We start from the raw sequence: 18,122 nt of genomic DNA on the forward strand, positions 1-18,122 counted from the left end.
AGTGTAAAAAGACACCCTCAAGTAAGAAGGTGTCTTTCAACAGATTAATAGTTTTTGCAAGTCTCAAATAAACCTTTTTCTTTTAAAACAGAGATTAGCGTTTCTCCCATAACTGCTGGAGTTTCAGCTACTTTAATGCCACAAGCTTCCATTGTTTTAATCTTTTCAGCAGCAGTTCCTTTACCGCCAGAAATGATTGCACCAGCATGGCCCATACGTTTGCCAGCAGGCGCTGTTTGACCACCAATGAAGCCTACAACAGGTTTTGTCATATTAGCTTTTACCCATTCAGCTGCCTCTTCTTCTGCTGTACCGCCGATTTCACCAATCATAATTACAGCATGTGTTTCTTCATCTTCATTAAATGCTTTTAACGCATCAATAAAGTCTGTACCGTTAACAGGGTCACCGCCGATACCTACAGCAGTAGATTGGCCAATACCTTCTTGTGTTAACTGATGTACAGCTTCATACGTTAATGTACCAGAACGCGATACGATACCTACATGACCTTTTTTATGAATGTATCCTGGCATAATACCGATTTTACATTCATCAGGCGTGATAACACCTGGGCAGTTTGGTCCAAGTAAACGTGTATGTTTACCAGCCATATATCTCTTTACGTTTACCATATCTAATACAGGAATTCCTTCAGTAATACATACTACTAAATCAATTTCTGCATCAACTGCTTCCATAATTGCATCAGCCGCAAAAGCGGGTGGAACGTATACAACTGAAGCGTTTGCGCCTGTTGCTTTCACTGCATCTTCTACAGTATCAAATACTGGTACACCTTCAATATCAGTGCCACCTTTACCTGGCGTTACACCACCGACAATTTTCGTACCGTATTCAATCATTTGTTTTGTATGGAATAAACCTTGAGAACCTGTAATACCTTGAACAATAACTTTTGTATCTTTATTAACTAATACGCTCATTTTTCTCCCCCGCTTTCTATTAGCCCACTAGTGAAACAATTTTTTGTGCACCGTCTGCCATAGATTCTGCTGCAACAATATTTAAGCCAGACTCATTTAAAATTTTCTTACCTAGTTCTACGTTTGTACCTTCAAGACGTACAACTAAAGGTAACTCAAGACCTACCTGTTTCGTTGCTTCAATAACACCTTCTGCAATAACATCACACTTCATAATGCCACCAAAAATGTTAACGAAGATACCTTTTACATTTTTGTCAGAAAGGATAATTTTGAATGCTTCTGTAACTTTTTCAGCAGTTGCACCGCCACCAACATCTAAGAAGTTAGCTGGGTCACCGTGGTAATGTTTAATGATATCCATTGTAGCCATCGCTAAACCTGCACCATTAACCATACAACCGATATTTCCATCTAAAGGAATGTAGTTTAAGTCGTATTTTGAAGCTTCAATTTCTTTTGCATCTTCTTCATCAAGATCACGAAGCTCTAAAATGTCTTTATGGCGATATAACGCATTAGAATCAAAGTTTAATTTTGCATCTAGTGCCATAACTTTACCTTCACCTGTTGTAACAAGTGGGTTAATCTCAGCGATAGAGCAATCTTTTTCGATAAACGCACGGTATAAGCCCATCATAAACTTCACAGCTTGTCCTACAAGCTCTTTTGGAATATTGATGTTAAATGCAATTCGGCGCGCTTGGAAACCTTGTAAGCCTACTGCCGGATCAATATATTCTTTAAAGATTTTTTCAGGTGTTTTTTCTGCTACTTCTTCAATTTCTGTTCCGCCTTCTTCAGAAGCCATTAAAACAACTTGAGAAGTAGCACGATCTAAAACTAGACCTACATAATATTCTTTTTTAATATCGCAACCTTCTTCGATAAGTAAGCGTTTTACTTCCTTACCTTCAGGACCTGTTTGATGTGTCACAAGTGTAGTTCCTAAAATGCTTTCTGCATATGTACGAACTTCATCTAAATTTTTTGCAACTTTTACTCCGCCAGCTTTGCCGCGTCCACCAGCGTGAATTTGTGCTTTCACTACACATACATCTGTTCCTAATTCTTTCGCTGCTTCTACAGCTTCTTCTACTGTAAATGCAACCTTCCCGTTCGGAACGCTAACCCCATAGCTTCTAAGGACTGCCTTACCTTGGTACTCATGGATATTCATGGTCCCATCCTCCCCTGTTTTCCTGTTTTACTCGAAAAGTTTTTTAATGTTTAAAAAACATTACATTGCCATTGTATAAGATGATTGGCACGCTGTCTACAATAAAGTGTCAGAAAACTGAAATCGCTTTATTCTTTTTCGGAAATAGTAATGTTTATATGCCAAAATAAAAAATAAGCTGTATATTTACAGCTTATTTTTGAATCATATCTTTAATTGGCGCGAATGACTTGCGGTGTTCATCTAATACTCCATGCACTTCAATTGCCTCTAAATGTTGCTTTGTGCCATATCCCATATGTTGCTCAAATCCGTATTCAGGATACTTCTCTCCCAGTTCTTTCATCATACGATCTCTCGTTACTTTTGCGATAATGGATGCAGCTGAAATCGAAACACTTTTCGCATCACCTTTAATAATTGAAGTTTGCGGAATTGGTGTGGGAAGCTTCATCGCATCAATTAATAAATGTTGGGGTGTATAAGATAAATTTGCAACAGCATCTAACATCGCTTGTTTCGTTGCTTGGTAAATATTAATTTCATCAATAACTTGCGGTGATACAATTCCAACTCCAATTGCAATCGCTTGTACTTTTATTTCATCATAAAAACGCTCACGTTTCGCTTCACTCAGCTTTTTTGAGTCATTTAACCCTGGAATATAAAAATCCTCAGGAAGAACGACAGCTGCCGTCACAACGGGCCCAGCCAATGGCCCGCGCCCTACTTCATCAATACCCGCGATATATGTGACCCCTTTTTCACGCAAAGCATTTTCATACTTGGACATTTCAAAAAACTTCTCTTTTTCTTTCTGTTCTAACTCTTTTTGTTTATACCACTTCAAAACGAGCTTTTGAACGCCTTTTCGCTCATCTTTCATTAACAGTTGAAAGCGATCATCTTCTTCATTCATAATTTCTTTCAATACATTTTCCGCTTCTTTTATCGTCATTGTTTGCATTTATACAAGCTCCTTTTTAAACGTATCCAAAAAGAAAAGACGCACAAACGCACGTCTTATACTTCTTCTATTTTTTCCACATCTTCTACTTGCTCTGCAAACTCTTCCGGTGTTTCAAACGTCATTTTTCCAAGTTTGCCACCACGAAGCTCACGAAGTACAAGCTCAGATGTCTTATCATAATCAATCATTCCGCCGCCCATTAAGCAGCCTCTATTTTTTCCAATTGCATCGAATAATTCCACAATATCTTCTGGAATCTCATTTAAATTGTAGCGTTCTTTCAAGCGTTCTGGATAATGTTTCTCCATAAAACGTAATGCGTAAACAGCTACATCTTGTAAATTTAAAATTGAATCTTTAATTGCACCCGTCGTCGCTAAGCGAAGACCCACTAATTGATCTTCAAATTTAGGCCACAGAATACCTGGCGTATCTAACAATTCCATTTCCTTTCCAACTTTAATCCATTGTTGAGCTGTTGTCACACCTGGACGATCTCCTGTTTTAGCAATATTTTTCTTTGCCAATTTATTAATCAATGTAGATTTACCAACATTTGGTATACCTACAATTAATGCGCGAATCGCTCTCGGTCTAATACCTTTTGCAACCATTTTATCAAATTTTTCTTTAACAAGCACTTTACAAGCTGCTGCAATTTCTTTCATACCTTGTCCAGCTTGCGCGTTAATCGAAATTGCCATATGGCCTTTTTCTTTAAAATATGCGATCCATTGTTTTGTTAAACGATCATCTGCCATATCCGCTTTATTTAAAACAACAAGCCTCGGCTTATGTGTAATGATTTCATCAATCATTGGGTTTCGAGATGATAATGGTAATCGAGCATCTACAAGCTCAATTACAACATCAATTAATTTTAATTTCTCCGTTACTTGGCGTCTAGCCTTCGCCATATGCCCTGGAAACCATTGAATTACCATGTTGCCACCTTCTTTTTCATTTATTTCACAATACGTGCGTCTTCTAACGGCCAATATAACATATTGGCTTTACCAATTACTTGATCCATTGAAATCGTACCGATTGAACGGCTATCTTTACTAAAACGACGATTATCACCTAAAACAAATAATTGATCTTTTGGAACAGTTTTCTTGCCTGTCATTTCTTCAAGATTAAAATCATATGTAAGCGGTCCGTCAGCAATTTGCTTTTTCTGCTTGTCTAAATACGGCTCCTCATAAGCCTTTCCGTTAACATACAGTTTATCATTACGATACTCTATTTCATCGCCTGGCAGGCCTATAATGCGCTTAATGTAATCTTTATCTTCTGTTGCTCGAAACACGATAATATCAAAGCGTTTTGGATCTCCAATGTGATAACCAATTTTATTCACAATCATTCGATCACGATCATGTAAAGTAGGTGCCATCGATACCCCATCTACGAGAATTGGCGCAAAGAAAAACTGTCTAATAACACCAGCTAATACAACAGCAATCAAAATTGCTTTAATCCATTCCCAAAGTGAACTCTTCTCTTTTTTCATGCATTTCCCCTCCACGGTTATGTAAGCTGTTCGTATTATACCAAAATTTCATATAGATTGGAAAAAGGGAGCTTGTGCATTTACAAGCTCCCATACATGTCTTATCGAATTTCTTTAATACGTGCTTTTTTACCGCGAAGGTTACGTAAGTAGTATAACTTAGCACGACGTACTTTACCACGGCGAAGTACTTCGATTTTCGCGATTCTTGGCGTGTGAACTGGGAATGTACGCTCAACACCTACACCGTAAGAAATCTTACGAACTGTGAATGTTTCACTAATTCCGCCACCACGACGTTTAATTACAACACCTTCGAAAAGCTGAATTCTTTCACGAGTTCCCTCAACAACTTTTACGTGTACACGTAAAGTGTCACCAGGACGGAATGAAGGAAGGTCAGTTTTTAATTGGCCTTTTGTAATTTCTGCGATTAATTGTTGCATATTAAATTCTCTCCTTTAAACAGATGCTCTTATAAAGTCTTAATAAATTACAGCGGAACATCGTTAATACGGCTACTGATTTCAGTAGCACAAATGTTATAATAGCATATTACTAGGCCTGTTGCAATAGCAAATATATGAAGTTATTACTGCTCTCGCTTTATTTCCTCAAGCCATTTTTTCTCTTGTTTAGATAGATCTCTATCATCTAACAAATCAGGTCTACGCGTATACGTACGACGCAAAGATTCCCTATGTCGCCATTCGTCAATATTTTTATGATTCCCTGACATTAATACATCCGGTACCTTCATACCACGAAAATCAGCCGGACGTGTATAATGAGGATGCTCTAATAAACCTGTACTAAACGAATCCTCCACTTGTGAAGCATGATTTCCTAGCACGCCTGGCAAGAGACGTACAACACTATCAGTAATAACCATAGAAGCTAATTCTCCGCCCGTTAATACATAGTCACCAATAGAAATCTCATCCGTTACGAGATGCTCACGAATTCGTTCGTCATACCCTTCATAATGCCCACATACAAAGATCAAATGTTCTTCCTCTGCAAGCTCTTCCGCTTTCTTCTGCGTAAATCTTTCGCCCTGCGGACACATTAAGACAACTCTCGGCTTACGCTCTGTCTCTTTCGTCAAATCTTCTACAGCATCAAAAATAGGCTGAGGAGTAAGCACCATACCAGCTCCTCCGCCGTAAGGATAATCGTCTACGCTATTATGCTTACTTGTTGTATAATCACGAAAGTTAACAACACGAAGGTTTACCGCTTCTTTTTCTTGCGCCTTCTTTAATATAGAAGATCCAAATACACCGGTAAACATGTCTGGGAACAACGTTAAAATATCAATTTTCATTATAGCAACCCTTCCATTACATGAATGGTTACTAATTTATTTTCAATATTAACTTGAAGTACAACGTCATCAATATAAGGAATTAAAAGATCTTGACCCTTCGGACGTTTAATCACCCAAACATCATTTGCACCAGGAGAGAGAATTTCTTTGATTGTCCCTAGCGCTTCTCCTTCTTCCGTTACAACGCTGCAACCAATAATTTCGTGATAGTAGTATTCACCTTCAGCAAGTTCGCCTAACTGCTCTTCTGGTACTTTTATTAAAGAACCTTTAAACTTCTCTACTTCATCTACATTGTTATATCCTTCAAATGTTAATAAATCAAATGTCTTATGTTGGCGATGAGAAGTTACCTTCACCGGAAGGTAGTCTGTGTCTTTCTCATTCGATATGTATAGTGTGTTTCCTACTTTATATCGCTCTTCTGGAAAATCAGTACGAGAAATAACACGGATTTCTCCTCTTACGCCATGAGTATTTACAATTTTCCCTACGTTAAACCATTTTGTCATAAATAGTATGTCACCCCTGGTTTCTATATAAATTAAGCATCTCCATTTTATAGATGGAACATGCAATCTCTATTTAAATGTTAAAAAAGGGAGAGGAATAACTCCTCGCCCTTTTTACGTTTATTGAATTTCCAGCGTTACTTTTTCATCATTATGATGTCCCACTGAATACAAGAGCATTCGAATCGCTTTCGCAACTCTCCCTTGCTTTCCAATGACTTTTCCAACATCCTCAGGATGTACAGTTAATCGATACTTTATCTCTCCGTTGTAAAGTTCCTGTGTAACTTTTACATCTTCAGGATGATCGACAAGAGGCTTGACAATCGTCTCGACTAACTTCTTCATAGTCATTGCCTCAATTACTTACCTTGTTTAGATAAGTGGAATTTCTCCATGATACCTTGGTTAGAGAATAAGTTACGAACTGTATCAGATGGTTTAGCACCATTTCCTAACCATTTTAATGCTGCTTCTTCGTTGATCTTAACTTCAGCTGGTTGAGCAACTGGATTGTAAGTTCCGATTTCCTCAATGAAACGTCCGTCACGAGGAGAACGAGAATCTGCAACAACTACACGATAGAAAGGAGTTTTTTTAGCTCCCATACGTTTTAAACGAATTTTAACTGCCATTTATAAAGCACCTCCGAATTTATTTCACACAGATAATTATATTAGCAAAAAGACTATTGCTTTGTAAAGTATTTTTTCTTAACAGAGCCATCTTTTTTTCCTTACATGAATGGAAACTTCAATCCACCTAGTCCTTTTTTCTTGCCTTTTTGCATTCCAGTCATCGTCTTCATCATTTTTTTCATGTCATCGAATTGTTTGATTAGACGATTGATTTCTTGTACAGTTGTACCGCTACCTTTGGCAATGCGCTTTTTGCGACTAGCATTGATTATTTCCGGTTGTTCTCGTTCTAATTTAGTCATAGAACGAATAATTGCCTCAATATGCCCAATTTGTTTTTCATCAACTTGCGCATTTTTCAGCCCTTTAATTTTATTTGCACCAGGAAGCATTCCTAACAATTCATCAAGCGGCCCAAGTTGACGCACTTGTCCAAGTTGTTCTAGGAAATCATCAAGCGTAAACGAAAGCGTACGCATTTTTTGCTCAAGTTCTTTTGCTTTCTCTTCATCAACTGTAGCTTGCGCTTTTTCAATCAATGTTAAGACATCGCCCATCCCTAAAATACGGGATGCCATACGCTCTGGATGGAACGCTTCAATTGCATCTAGTTTTTCACCCATACCAGCAAATTTAATCGGTGTGTTTGTTACAGCCTTAATAGATAATGCAGCACCACCGCGCGTATCACCATCTAATTTCGTTAATACAACACCTGTTAAACCTAACTGTTCATGGAAACTTTGTGCAACATTTACCGCGTCTTGTCCCGTCATCGCATCGACAACAAGGAAAATTTCATCCGGTTTCGCAACTTCTTTAACTTTCGCTAATTCATCCATTAGTTCTTCATCAATATGCAGGCGACCCGCTGTATCGATTAAAACATAATCATGATGATCTTCTTTTGCTTTTGCAATCGCTTGTTTCGCAATTTCAACAGGACTTACTTGATCTCCTAAAGAAAATACAGGCATGTCCAATTGCTTCCCTAATGTTTCAAGCTGTTTAATTGCTGCTGGACGGTAAATATCAGCTGCAACAAGCATCGGTTTACGATTATGCTTTTTACGAAGCAAATTCGCAAGCTTACCTGTCGTCGTTGTTTTACCCGCACCTTGCAGACCAACCATCATAATAACAGTCGGTGGCTTATTAGCAACAGCAATTTTGCTTTGCTCTCCGCCCATAAGTTCTGTAAGTTCTTCCTGTACAACTTTAATTACTTGTTGTCCAGGTGTCAAACTTTTCATTACATCTTGTCCGACAGCACGTTCAGACACACGCTTCACAAAATCTTTTACTACTTTAAAGTTAACATCTGCTTCTAAAAGAGCTAGACGAACTTCTCTCATCATTTCTTTCACATCGGCTTCAGAAACTTTTCCTTTGCCGCGGATTTTTTGCATTGTCTGTTGAAGTCGGTCGGCTAATCCTTCAAATGCCATATTGCCGCCCTCCTAATCTAATTTTTCGATAGCTTCAACAACTTGTTTCATTTCTTCATTCACATGCTCTTCTTCGCTGATTAGCTGTTTTAGCTTTGCAACAAGTCGCTGTCGCTCTTGAAACTTTTGAAGTAATACTAATTTTTCTTCATATTCTTCAAGCATCGCTTCAGTCCGTTTAATGTTATCATACACGGCTTGGCGACTTACATCAAATTCTTCCGCAATTTCACCAAGAGATAAATCATCTAGATAATAAAGCGACATATAACTTCTTTGTTTTTGCGTTAACAACGATTGATAAAAATCAAATAAATAGTTCATTCTCGTTGTTTTTTCGAGCATGTTGGATCATCCTTTGTTAAGTGATTTCCCTTTACATGAATTAGTTTACATGGAGTCCAAAAGAGTGTCAAGTTTTTTTCTTAACATCATATATTTTTATAGAAAAAGAAGCGGAAATACCGCTTCTTTCGCTTATACTTCTTCTGTTTCTACTAAGTTCGCAAATAAACCATACACATATTGTTCTGGATCAAACTGCTGCAAATCATCCATTTGCTCTCCTAATCCAACAAACTTCACCGGTACATCCATTTCGTTACGAATCGCTAATACAATACCACCTTTAGCAGTTCCATCTAACTTCGTTAAAACAATACCAGTTACATTCGTTGCCTCCCGGAATGTTTTCGCTTGGCTTAAACCGTTTTGTCCTGTTGTTGCATCAATAACAAGCAATACTTCATGAGGAGCACCTGGTACTTCACGCTCAATTACACGCTTCACCTTCTCTAACTCTTTCATTAAGTTTACTTTATTTTGCAAGCGTCCTGCTGTGTCACATAGTAATACATCTACCTTACGTGCTTTCGCAGCTTGTACAGCGTCATACATAACCGCCGCTGGATCAGATCCAGATCCTTGTTTAATCACTTCTACACCAACACGATCGCCCCATACTTCTAATTGTTCAATCGCCCCAGCACGGAATGTGTCTCCTGCTGCCAATAGGACTGACTTACCTTCTGATTTAAACTTATGCGCCAGTTTACCAATTGTTGTCGTTTTTCCTACACCGTTAACACCAACAAATAAAACAACCGTTAATTGGTCCTCTTGCATATTAATTTCGTTACTAAAATCGCTTTCACCTTTGTAAATTCCCACTAGTTTTTCTGAAATAACAGCTTGTACTTCTTTTGGATCTTGAATGTTACGACGTTGTACTTCTTCTTTCAATTGATCAATTAATTCCATTACCGTCGCAACGCCAACGTCTGCACCAATTAAGATTTCTTCTAACTCTTCGAAGAAATCTTCGTCCACTTTACGGTAACGATACACTAAATCATTCACTTTATCCGCAAATGAATTTCTAGTTTTTTCTAATCCGTGTTTAAATTTCTCTGTAACTGTATCCGTTTGTTTTGAAATTTTTTCTTTTAGTTTTTTAAAAAAACTCATACTTTCCCATCCTTCCTATTCACTTGCAATAAGTTCTTCTCCGGCATCTAAACGAACCGAAACAAGTTTAGATACCCCTGATTCTTGCATTGTTACACCGTACAACACATCAGACTCTTCCATTGTACCTTTTCTATGTGTAATTACAATAAACTGCGTCTCATCACTAAATTTCTTTAAATACTGTGCAAAACGAGCTACATTCGCTTCATCAAGGGCGGCCTCTACCTCATCTAGTACACAGAACGGTACTGGGCGCACTTTTAAAATACCAAATAAAAGCGCAATTGCCGTTAAAGCACGCTCTCCACCTGAAAGTAAACCTAAGTTCTGCAATTTCTTCCCTGGCGGTTGTGCTACAATATCAATACCCGTATTTAGTAAATCCTCTGGATTAGTCATTACTAAATCCGCTCTACCGCCTCCAAATAATTCAGAGAATACCGATTGAAACTCCATTCTAATGCCTTCAAACGTAGTAGAAAAGCGTTTTTTCATTTCTTCATCCATTTCGGTAATAAGCTGGTGCAATGTCGTTTTCGCTTCTTCTAGATCGTCTCTCTGCTCTAGTAAGAATGTATGACGCTCCGCTACACGTTCATATTCCTCAATTGCCCCTAGGTTCACTGTACCTAACTCTTCTATGGATAATTTGATTAATTTTACTTTCTTACGCGCATCTTCTGCAGGCATTGTCATTGTATATTTTAGTTTCGCCGCTTCAAATGAAATCGTATATGTTTCACGTAAATGTTGTAATCTATTTTCCAACTCTACATCAAGTCGGTTTATTCTCACTTCTTGATCTTTCAACATTTCAAGAATATATTTATGTTTACCTGTCGTTTCTTTCAAATTGCGTTCTAAATGTTCTACTCTCTCTTGCAACGATACACGTTGTTCACGACGAGAGCGAATTAATTCTGAAGTTTGATTACGATCATACGCTTTCTTCTCAATCATATTCGTAATTTGCTCTTCACCACTTGAATTAGATGTCATTTCTTGTTTTAAGAATGCTAAATCCTCTTTCGTTTTTACAAGTGTCGCATCCGTTTCTTCTTTTTCCTTCGTCAATCGTTCAACTTTTTCTTTTTGATTAGATAAGCGTTGTTGCTTTTCAGCTGCCAGCACTTTTAATTCAGTCATTTCTTTTTGAACTTTTTCTTTCGAAGAATGTTGCTCACTTTTTTGTTTTGTTAAAGCTACAATTTTACTATCTAACTCAGTGATATCAGCTTGAAGATTCGCTAAAATCCCTTCTAACTCCTCTTTACGCCCTTGCATTTTTACTCGATCTTGTAAAAACCCTTCAATCTCTAAATCATAAATAGACAAGCGGTCATTAATACGATGTTCTTCTAATTCTAAACGATTAATCTCTTCTCTTAATTTCTGCTCTTCTACACGATCCACTTCTACAGTTTGCCTTAGTTCGCGTATTTTCACTTCTTTTTCTTGAATCTCTTGTTTTACTGCTTTAACAAAGTTTTCTAACTTCGTTGTTTTTTCTTCCATATCAGTTAACTTGCGAGTCCACTCTTCCAGTTCACGTTGGCGTCCTAATAAAGAAGATTTCGCTTGTTTTACCGCCCCACCAGTCATAGAACCGCCAGGATTCACTACGTCACCTTCAATTGTTACAATGCGATAACGGTATTGCAGTTGTTTCGCCAACTCATTTGCTCCGCGTAAATCTTTCGCAACAATAACAGTACCTAATAAATTTGAAACTACATTTTCATATTTATTGTTGTACTGCACAAGTTCTGCCGCCACACCTACAAACGATGGGTGTTGATTTGCAATGCGTAATTGCTCAAATGATAACGATCTGCTTTTAATAACAGCTTGCGGTAAAAACGTTGCACGTCCATGTTTATTTTGCTTTAAAAATGCAATCGCATTACGAGCATGCTCCTCTGTTTGTACAACAATATGCTGCATCGCTGCACCTAGAGCGATTTCCATTGCAACTTCGTATTCTTTCGGAACCGTTAACAGTTCCGCAACAGCACCCTCGATACCTTGCAACCTATTTTCTCTAGCTTTCAATACTTCACGTACACCTTGATAGAAGCCAGAATAGTCTTCTTGCATCTCTTCAAGCATTTCTTTTCGAGAACGTGCCTGTTGCACAAATTGGTATGCTTGGTATAGTTTTGTTTCATTTTCACTATACTGCGTCTTACATTTCCCAAGTGCCGCCTCTGTCTTCTGTATGTTTGAGAGAATGCCAGCTACTTTTTCTTTCGCTTGTTCGTAACTTTCTACAAGTTTCGTCTTTTTCGCTGTAATTTCCATACGCATTTCTACATATTTCGCATTCTCTTCATCTAGACGCTCGTTTTTAGACGTTTGCTGTTTAGATTGTTCTTCAATCATAGATAATTCATTGCGATGACTAGCTTGTTGATTTAAAAGTTCAATATAGTCACCTTTTAAATTCTCAATCTGTTCCTCTAAATTGTCAGCAAAAGTAGCAAGCAATTGCTCATTATCATGCAATTTTTGCTCCAACTCTTTTACTTCATTCACAAATTGCATTAAAGCTTCTGTACTTGACTCAATCTCACCATCGTAAATTTTAGCTTTCTCTGTTAATTCAACAATTAACTGCTCAAGTTGCGCACAATGCGTCGTAGCATTTTGCTTTCTCTCTTTTAACAACTCGCGCTGCCCTTCTAGTTTTTCTAGCTCTTTACTAGAAAGAAGAAGTACCTCTTGCAACGAGTCTACAGACTCATCTACCGCTTGTAATTGTCCTCGTAATTCCTCAAGTTCTTCTTCACTTTTTTGTAAATTCGTTGACATTTTAGCTTCTTCGTTTTTATTATGCCCAAACTGATTTCGAAGTGCTTCCCATTTCTCATGCAATTCTTCAATTTCATGGACAATAAGCGCAGCTTCTACTTTCTCTAATTCTTCTTTATTCTCAAGATAATCTTTCGCAATAGAAGCTTGTCTTTCTAAAGGTTCTACTTGACTACTTAATTCATGAATTATATCTTGTACACGATTTAAGTTTTCTTGTGTTTCTTCTAATTTTCCTTCAGCTTTCTTTTTGCGAAGTTTGTATTTTAGTACGCCTGCCGCTTCTTCAAATACACCTCGACGCTCTTCTGACTTACTACTTAAAATCTCTTCCACTTTCCCCTGGCTAATAATTGAAAAAGCTTCTCTCCCCATACCAGAGTCCATAAATAAATCAATAATATCTTTCAATCTACATGATTGTTTATTAATATAAAAATCACTTTCACCTGAACGAGATACACGACGTGTTACACACACCTCATTGTATTCAATTGGTAAACGTTGATCTTCATTATTTAAAGTTATTGTTACTTCAGCAACATTAACCGCTCTCCTCGTATCACTGCCTGCAAAAATAATATCCTCCATCTTTGCACCACGTAATGATTTTGCAGATTGTTCACCAAGTACCCAGCGAATTGCATCAGTAATATTACTTTTCCCGCTTCCATTAGGTCCTACTACAGAAGTTACACCCGGGACAAAATCAACAGATACACGCTCAGCAAAAGACTTAAACCCTGCTATTTCTAATCTTTTTAAAAACACGAAAGGCCTTCCTCCTATTCTCCGTCGTTATAAATGTTCTCTATACAAAAACAAGCTATTATACGGATTTACCTTCTTTTTATTTACAAACAAAAAGAAAGTTTCATTCTATGCATAAGGAATCCCCCTCATTCAAAGGGGGATTCCTTATAGTTGTTCTTTTAATTTTTTCAATGCTTCTGCAGCAGCTTGTTGCTCTGCTTCTTTTTTCGACTTACCACTACCAAGACCTAAAGCTACGTTATTTAACGTAACACGTGACACAAATTCTCGATTGTGAGCTGGTCCTTTTTCTTGCAAAATTTGATACTCAACATTGCCACTACCATCACGCTGAATCAATTCTTGTAACTGACTCTTATAATCCATCACATGAGAAAAAGCACCCTCATTAATTTTCGGATATACAATTTCTTTTAAGAATTCCCAAACTGTTTCTAACCCTTGATCAAGATAAAGGGCACCAATAAACGCTTCAAAGACATCCGCTAATAAAGCTGGTCGTTCACGTCCACCTGTCATTTCTTCACCTTTTCCTAATAAAACAAGGCTACCAAATGACAATTCGTTCGCAAAACGAACAAGAGATGGCTCACATACAATAGCTGCACGTAGTTTTGTTAACTCTCCTTCGCTCATTGTCGGATATTTTTGAAACAGATACTGCGATACAGTAAGTTCCAATACTGCATCTCCAAGAAATTCAAGACGCTCATTATCTTCATGCGGTTTTTTTCGATGCTCATTCACATACGATGAATGCGTAAATGCTTGAATCAATAATTTTTCATCTGTAAACGTAATACCTATCTTTTCTTGAAACACTTTAAATGCTTCACGATATTTTGTTTCGTATTTTTTTTCTCTATATTTTCGGTACGGCATAGGTCCCTCCAGATATAAGCCAGAAAGCCCCGCTAAAAAACGGGACTTCACTTAAGCATTATAGATGACTCTCTATGTAAGTCACAGCATCGCCAACAGTAGCAATCTTTTCAGCATCTTCATCAGAAATTTCCATTTCGAATTCATCTTCTAATTGCATTACAAGTTCTACTACATCTAGGGAGTCTGCTCCTAAATCTTCCTTGAAGCTTGCAGCTGGTACTACCTCAGTCTCTTCTACTCCTAAACGATCAACGATGATTTTTGTTACGCGCTCTAAAACATCTGCCATTCCATTCACCTCCCCTCAAATATTATATTAAATATTGACCAAAAAAACTAGGTGAAATCGATTCTTTTATTACATTACCATACCGCCATCAACATTTAACGTTTGACCTGTAACATATTTGCTTTGATCAGAAGCAAAAAACGTTACAGCATTCGCGATATCTTGCGCTTCACCAAATTGAGCAGCTGGAATAACTTTTAACATTTCGGCTTTAATATTCTCATCTAGTACATCAGTCATATCAGTCGCAATAAAGCCTGGCGCAATTGCATTCACAGTAATATTTCGACTTGCTAACTCTTTTGCAGATGTTTTTGTTAATCCAATAACACCCGCTTTAGCAGCAACATAATTAGCTTGCCCTGGGTTTCCTATAACACCCACAACAGAAGCGATATTTATAATTCTACCGTGACGTTGACGCATCATATAACGAGATACTGCTTTTGTACATAAGAATACACCTTTTAAGTTTGTATTAATAACTGTATCCCATTCTTCTTCTTTCATACGCATTAATAAATTATCTTTTGTTACACCAGCATTATTTACAAGAATATCAACTTGTCCAAATGTATCTACTGTTTGTTTCACCATATTTGTAACATCATCAGCATTTGCAACATCTGCTTTTACCGCAATTGCATCAGAACCTAATTTCTTAATTTCATCTACTACTTCATTTGCTTTTTGTTCATTACCTGCATAATTTACTACTACATTTGCCCCTTGTTTCGCTAAATCGATCGCAATCGCGCGACCAATTCCACGTGAAGCGCCAGTTACTAATGCTACCTTCCCTTTTAACATCAGTTTTCTCCTCTCAAATTTGAAATGGTATCTTTTAATGTCTCTTCATCATATATCGCATATGCTTTCACTGATGAATCAATTGACTTCATAAGTCCAGCAAGTACTTTTCCAGGTCCAATTTCAATAAATGTATCTACTCCCTGCTTCACCATACATTCAATAGACGGGTACCATAATACAGGCGAATAAAGCTGTTCGATTAACTTTTCTTGAATGTCGGCACCACGTGTAATAACATCCGCCGTAACATTTGCAATAACAGGAATATTCGTATCATGGATTGTAATTTCATTTAAAACACTTTGGAACTTCTCAGCTGCCGGCTTCATAAGTGAAGAATGGAATGGCCCACTTACTTTTAGTGGAATTGCTCTCTTTGCACCATTTTCTTTCGCTCTTTGAGAAGCAAGCTCTACGCCTTGCTTCGTTCCAGAAATTACAATTTGCTTCGTACTATTCATATTAGCGATTTGCACTGCATATCCTTCACTTGTTACTTCTTCTGTAACTTGTTTCAGCATATGTGGGTCAGCACCTAATATAGCTGCCATTGCACCTTCCCCGCCCGGAACAGCTTCTTCCATATATTCCCCGCGTTTCCTTACAGCATATACCGCATCTTCAAAAGTTAATGCACCAGCTGCTACAAGAGCGCTATATTCACCTAAACTATGACCAGCGACAAAGTCAGGTGTAATGTCATACTCTTTCAAAGCTGTCAAAATAGCAAAACTCGTTGTTAATAATGCAGGCTGAGCATTTGTTGTTAATGTAAGCTTTTCCTGCGGTCCTTCAAAAATCACTTCTGAAAGTGAATCTTGTAACACCTCATCTGCTTTTGCAAACACTTTTGCAACCTCTTTATTATTCTCTGCTAATTGTTTACCCATTCCAACTGCCTGTGAACCTTGGCCCGGAAAAAGAAATGCTATTTTTCCCATTTCAAATCCTCCTCTTATTGGAGTGACTCTTTCTCCATTACGCTTGAAATTGTAGGAATTACTTCTTTCGCTACCATTTCTCTCGTTTGACGAATCGCACTAAATATCGACTGGTCATTAGAAGAACCGTGAGCCTTAATGACAGGTGCTTTCAATCCAAATAATGCAGCTCCCCCATACTCCGAATAATCCATTTTATCTTTTAATACCATAAGTTTTGGCTTTAATACCGCCGCTGCTAATTTGCTCGTAAACGAACTCATTAGTTGTTCTTTCAACATAGAGAATAGCGCAAGTGCTGTTCCTTCTAATGATTTCAACGCTACATTCCCTGTAAAACCATCACATACAACAACATCTGCTACACCTTGCAATAAATCTCTCGATTCAACGTTCCCAACGAAATTAATTGGCGCATCCTTAAGCATTGCAAATACTTGCTTTGAAAGCTCGTTTCCTTTTCCATCCTCTGTTCCAACGTTTAATAGTCCAACACGAGGATTTTCAATTCCTCTTACCTTCTCAGCATAAACAGATCCCATTACTGCATATTGATATAAATGAATTGGTTTTGCATCAACATTTGCTCCAACATCTAACATAACAAAACCTTTTCCATCTACAGTTGGCATTGTAGGCGATAAAGCTGGTCGCTCAATTCCTTCCATACGACCGACAACAAATAATCCAGCTGCCATTAAAGCTCCTGTACTACCTGCGGATATACAAGCGTCTGCTTCTCCATCCTTTACTTGCTGTGCCGCAAGTACCATTGAAGCTTGTTTTTTTCGACGAACCGCTCTTACTGGTTCCTCCGTCGATTCTATTTTTTCGTCTGTATGAAGAATAGTAATTCGTTCATCACTCGTTAAATATTGACGAATTTCCTCTTCTTTCCCTACTAACGTAATATGTAGATCAGAATATTCCTTAATAGCTTTCATTGCCCCTAATACTACAGCCTTTGGAGCGTGATCTCCGCCCATTGCATCTATTGCGATTTTCATAAGTTGTTACCTTCCTCACTATAATTACTAGATCGATACATTTCAAAAGTGCCTGTAAAAACAAGTTCTTCTCCAACGAAGCTACGCACTTTGACAACCGTCCGTCCCTTATCATTCTCTACGTCTTCAACACGCGCTTTTGCAACAACACGCTCTCCTAATTTTACAGGGCGAATGTATCGAATGGTAGACTTTGCAGTTAAAGCTAATTCTTCATCAATAACCGCAACAGCTAGTGAGTTTGCTTGCGCAAACAGATGATGCCCACGGGCAATTTGATTTCTTTTAAATACATGTTCTACCTTTACTTCAAAGATAGAGATTGCATGTCTATCTAATTCAATATCAATAATTTCTCCGACAACCTCTTCTAACGGTAAAGATTTCACATCTTCTTCATGTTGCTTTGTAGCTACATGTTTAATTCTCTCTCTTAATTCAGGAATAGACAATTCCATACGATCCAGTCGTACTGTTTGTATACTCACTTGAAATTTTTCCGCTAAATCTTCATCCGTAATAAAAGGATTTGATTCGATTGTTTGTTGTAATAATTCTTGTCTTTCTTTTTTACTTCTTCTTTTCTTCATA

The 18,122-nt window shown here is 37.7% G+C and carries 20 protein-coding genes; all 20 read right to left on the reverse strand.

Annotation, left to right across the window (positions count from 1 at the left end):
- Positions 1–44: 44 nt before the first annotated feature.
- The gene (gene sucD, locus ACTJJY_RS09185; RefSeq protein ID WP_000115178.1) at positions 45–947 is read right to left on the reverse strand and encodes a succinate--CoA ligase subunit alpha; all 903 of its coding nucleotides are present in this window, start codon (positions 945–947) and stop codon (positions 45–47) included.
- Positions 948–966: 19 nt separating this feature from the next.
- Positions 967–2,127: an ADP-forming succinate--CoA ligase subunit beta gene (sucC, locus tag ACTJJY_RS09190; protein WP_001020790.1), complete on the reverse strand. Its 1,161-nt coding sequence runs from the start codon at positions 2,125–2,127 to the stop codon at positions 967–969.
- 193 nt (positions 2,128–2,320) lie between these two features.
- Positions 2,321–3,094, reverse strand: a complete 774-nt coding sequence (locus ACTJJY_RS09195; protein ID WP_440605408.1) for a ribonuclease HII — start codon at positions 3,092–3,094, stop codon at positions 2,321–2,323.
- Between the two features lie 56 nt (positions 3,095–3,150).
- On the reverse strand, positions 3,151–4,041 hold the full coding sequence (ylqF, locus tag ACTJJY_RS09200; protein WP_000236702.1) for a ribosome biogenesis GTPase YlqF: 891 nt from the start codon (positions 4,039–4,041) through the stop codon (positions 3,151–3,153).
- Between the two features lie 20 nt (positions 4,042–4,061).
- The gene (gene lepB / locus ACTJJY_RS09205; RefSeq protein ID WP_000711853.1) at positions 4,062–4,613 is read right to left on the reverse strand and encodes a signal peptidase I; all 552 of its coding nucleotides are present in this window, start codon (positions 4,611–4,613) and stop codon (positions 4,062–4,064) included.
- A 101-nt stretch (positions 4,614–4,714) separates the two neighbouring features.
- Positions 4,715–5,059: a 50S ribosomal protein L19 gene (gene rplS / locus ACTJJY_RS09210; protein ID WP_001186516.1), complete on the reverse strand. Its 345-nt coding sequence runs from the start codon at positions 5,057–5,059 to the stop codon at positions 4,715–4,717.
- Positions 5,060–5,205: 146 nt separating this feature from the next.
- A complete protein-coding gene (gene trmD, locus ACTJJY_RS09215) occupies positions 5,206–5,940 on the reverse strand; it encodes a tRNA (guanosine(37)-N1)-methyltransferase TrmD (RefSeq protein WP_440605409.1) in 735 nt (244 codons plus the stop codon).
- Positions 5,940–6,455, reverse strand: coding sequence for a ribosome maturation factor RimM (gene rimM / locus ACTJJY_RS09220; protein ID WP_000170272.1), 516 nt, complete (start codon positions 6,453–6,455; stop codon positions 5,940–5,942). Before rimM ends, trmD begins: the two co-directional genes overlap by 1 nt.
- Positions 6,456–6,575: 120 nt before the next feature.
- Complete coding sequence (locus tag ACTJJY_RS09225; RefSeq protein ID WP_000737399.1) at positions 6,576–6,803, reverse strand: KH domain-containing protein; 228 nt, start codon at positions 6,801–6,803, stop codon at positions 6,576–6,578.
- Between the two features lie 14 nt (positions 6,804–6,817).
- Positions 6,818–7,090 (reverse strand): 30S ribosomal protein S16, encoded by a 273-nt coding sequence (rpsP, locus tag ACTJJY_RS09230; RefSeq protein WP_000268750.1) that lies wholly within the window; start codon positions 7,088–7,090, stop codon positions 6,818–6,820.
- A gap of 101 nt (positions 7,091–7,191) precedes the next feature.
- The gene (gene ffh / locus ACTJJY_RS09235) at positions 7,192–8,541 is read right to left on the reverse strand and encodes a signal recognition particle protein (protein ID WP_000863460.1); all 1,350 of its coding nucleotides are present in this window, start codon (positions 8,539–8,541) and stop codon (positions 7,192–7,194) included.
- Between the two features lie 12 nt (positions 8,542–8,553).
- The gene (locus tag ACTJJY_RS09240; RefSeq protein WP_000891062.1) at positions 8,554–8,886 is read right to left on the reverse strand and encodes a putative DNA-binding protein; all 333 of its coding nucleotides are present in this window, start codon (positions 8,884–8,886) and stop codon (positions 8,554–8,556) included.
- Between the two features lie 132 nt (positions 8,887–9,018).
- A complete protein-coding gene (gene ftsY / locus ACTJJY_RS09245) occupies positions 9,019–10,008 on the reverse strand; it encodes a signal recognition particle-docking protein FtsY (protein WP_440605410.1) in 990 nt (329 codons plus the stop codon).
- 15 nt (positions 10,009–10,023) lie between these two features.
- Positions 10,024–13,593, reverse strand: coding sequence for a chromosome segregation protein SMC (smc, locus tag ACTJJY_RS09250; RefSeq protein WP_440605411.1), 3,570 nt, complete (start codon positions 13,591–13,593; stop codon positions 10,024–10,026).
- 147 nt (positions 13,594–13,740) lie between these two features.
- A complete protein-coding gene (gene rncS / locus ACTJJY_RS09255) occupies positions 13,741–14,478 on the reverse strand; it encodes a ribonuclease III (protein WP_001146875.1) in 738 nt (245 codons plus the stop codon).
- Between the two features lie 58 nt (positions 14,479–14,536).
- Positions 14,537–14,770: an acyl carrier protein gene (gene acpP / locus ACTJJY_RS09260; protein WP_000786062.1), complete on the reverse strand. Its 234-nt coding sequence runs from the start codon at positions 14,768–14,770 to the stop codon at positions 14,537–14,539.
- A 69-nt stretch (positions 14,771–14,839) separates the two neighbouring features.
- On the reverse strand, positions 14,840–15,580 hold the full coding sequence (gene fabG / locus ACTJJY_RS09265; protein ID WP_000911769.1) for a 3-oxoacyl-[acyl-carrier-protein] reductase: 741 nt from the start codon (positions 15,578–15,580) through the stop codon (positions 14,840–14,842).
- Positions 15,580–16,524 (reverse strand): ACP S-malonyltransferase, encoded by a 945-nt coding sequence (gene fabD, locus ACTJJY_RS09270; RefSeq protein WP_000515902.1) that lies wholly within the window; start codon positions 16,522–16,524, stop codon positions 15,580–15,582. The genes fabG and fabD overlap by 1 nt, the downstream gene beginning before the upstream one ends.
- Positions 16,525–16,538: 14 nt before the next feature.
- The gene (plsX, locus tag ACTJJY_RS09275; protein WP_000684100.1) at positions 16,539–17,531 is read right to left on the reverse strand and encodes a phosphate acyltransferase PlsX; all 993 of its coding nucleotides are present in this window, start codon (positions 17,529–17,531) and stop codon (positions 16,539–16,541) included.
- Positions 17,528–18,121 carry a transcription factor FapR gene (fapR, locus tag ACTJJY_RS09280; protein WP_000747349.1) on the reverse strand — a complete coding sequence of 198 codons (594 nt, stop codon included), beginning with the start codon at positions 18,119–18,121 and terminating at the stop codon, positions 17,528–17,530. The genes plsX and fapR overlap by 4 nt, the downstream gene beginning before the upstream one ends.
- Between the last annotated feature and the right edge of the window lies 1 nt (position 18,122).

This window comes from Bacillus sp. 22475, assembly GCF_052044835.1.
Classification (GTDB): Bacteria; Bacillota; Bacilli; order Bacillales; family Bacillaceae_G; genus Bacillus_A; species Bacillus_A cereus.

What these genes read in the sequence shown, in the direction of transcription:
- rncS (WP_001146875.1), bottom strand. Translation starts at nt 14,478, where the DNA reads ATGCCGTACCGAAAATATAGAGAAAAAAAATACGAAACAAAATATCGT.
- rimM (WP_000170272.1), bottom strand. Translation starts at nt 6,455, where the DNA reads ATGACAAAATGGTTTAACGTAGGGAAAATTGTAAATACTCATGGCGTA.
- sucD (WP_000115178.1), bottom strand. Translation starts at nt 947, where the DNA reads ATGAGCGTATTAGTTAATAAAGATACAAAAGTTATTGTTCAAGGTATT.
- ACTJJY_RS09240 (WP_000891062.1), bottom strand. Translation starts at nt 8,886, where the DNA reads ATGCTCGAAAAAACAACGAGAATGAACTATTTATTTGATTTTTATCAA.
- sucC (WP_001020790.1), bottom strand. Translation starts at nt 2,127, where the DNA reads ATGAATATCCATGAGTACCAAGGTAAGGCAGTCCTTAGAAGCTATGGG.
- fabG (WP_000911769.1), bottom strand. Translation starts at nt 15,580, where the DNA reads ATGTTAAAAGGGAAGGTAGCATTAGTAACTGGCGCTTCACGTGGAATT.
- ylqF (WP_000236702.1), bottom strand. Translation starts at nt 4,041, where the DNA reads ATGGTAATTCAATGGTTTCCAGGGCATATGGCGAAGGCTAGACGCCAA.
- ACTJJY_RS09195 (WP_440605408.1), bottom strand. Translation starts at nt 3,094, where the DNA reads ATGCAAACAATGACGATAAAAGAAGCGGAAAATGTATTGAAAGAAATT.
- fabD (WP_000515902.1), bottom strand. Translation starts at nt 16,524, where the DNA reads ATGGGAAAAATAGCATTTCTTTTTCCGGGCCAAGGTTCACAGGCAGTT.
- ftsY (WP_440605410.1), bottom strand. Translation starts at nt 10,008, where the DNA reads ATGAGTTTTTTTAAAAAACTAAAAGAAAAAATTTCAAAACAAACGGAT.
- plsX (WP_000684100.1), bottom strand. Translation starts at nt 17,531, where the DNA reads ATGAAAATCGCAATAGATGCAATGGGCGGAGATCACGCTCCAAAGGCT.
- fapR (WP_000747349.1), bottom strand. Translation starts at nt 18,121, where the DNA reads ATGAAGAAAAGAAGAAGTAAAAAAGAAAGACAAGAATTATTACAACAA.
- rplS (WP_001186516.1), bottom strand. Translation starts at nt 5,059, where the DNA reads ATGCAACAATTAATCGCAGAAATTACAAAAGGCCAATTAAAAACTGAC.
- trmD (WP_440605409.1), bottom strand. Translation starts at nt 5,940, where the DNA reads ATGAAAATTGATATTTTAACGTTGTTCCCAGACATGTTTACCGGTGTA.
- ffh (WP_000863460.1), bottom strand. Translation starts at nt 8,541, where the DNA reads ATGGCATTTGAAGGATTAGCCGACCGACTTCAACAGACAATGCAAAAA.
- lepB (WP_000711853.1), bottom strand. Translation starts at nt 4,613, where the DNA reads ATGAAAAAAGAGAAGAGTTCACTTTGGGAATGGATTAAAGCAATTTTG.
- ACTJJY_RS09225 (WP_000737399.1), bottom strand. Translation starts at nt 6,803, where the DNA reads ATGAAGAAGTTAGTCGAGACGATTGTCAAGCCTCTTGTCGATCATCCT.
- acpP (WP_000786062.1), bottom strand. Translation starts at nt 14,770, where the DNA reads ATGGCAGATGTTTTAGAGCGCGTAACAAAAATCATCGTTGATCGTTTA.
- rpsP (WP_000268750.1), bottom strand. Translation starts at nt 7,090, where the DNA reads ATGGCAGTTAAAATTCGTTTAAAACGTATGGGAGCTAAAAAAACTCCT.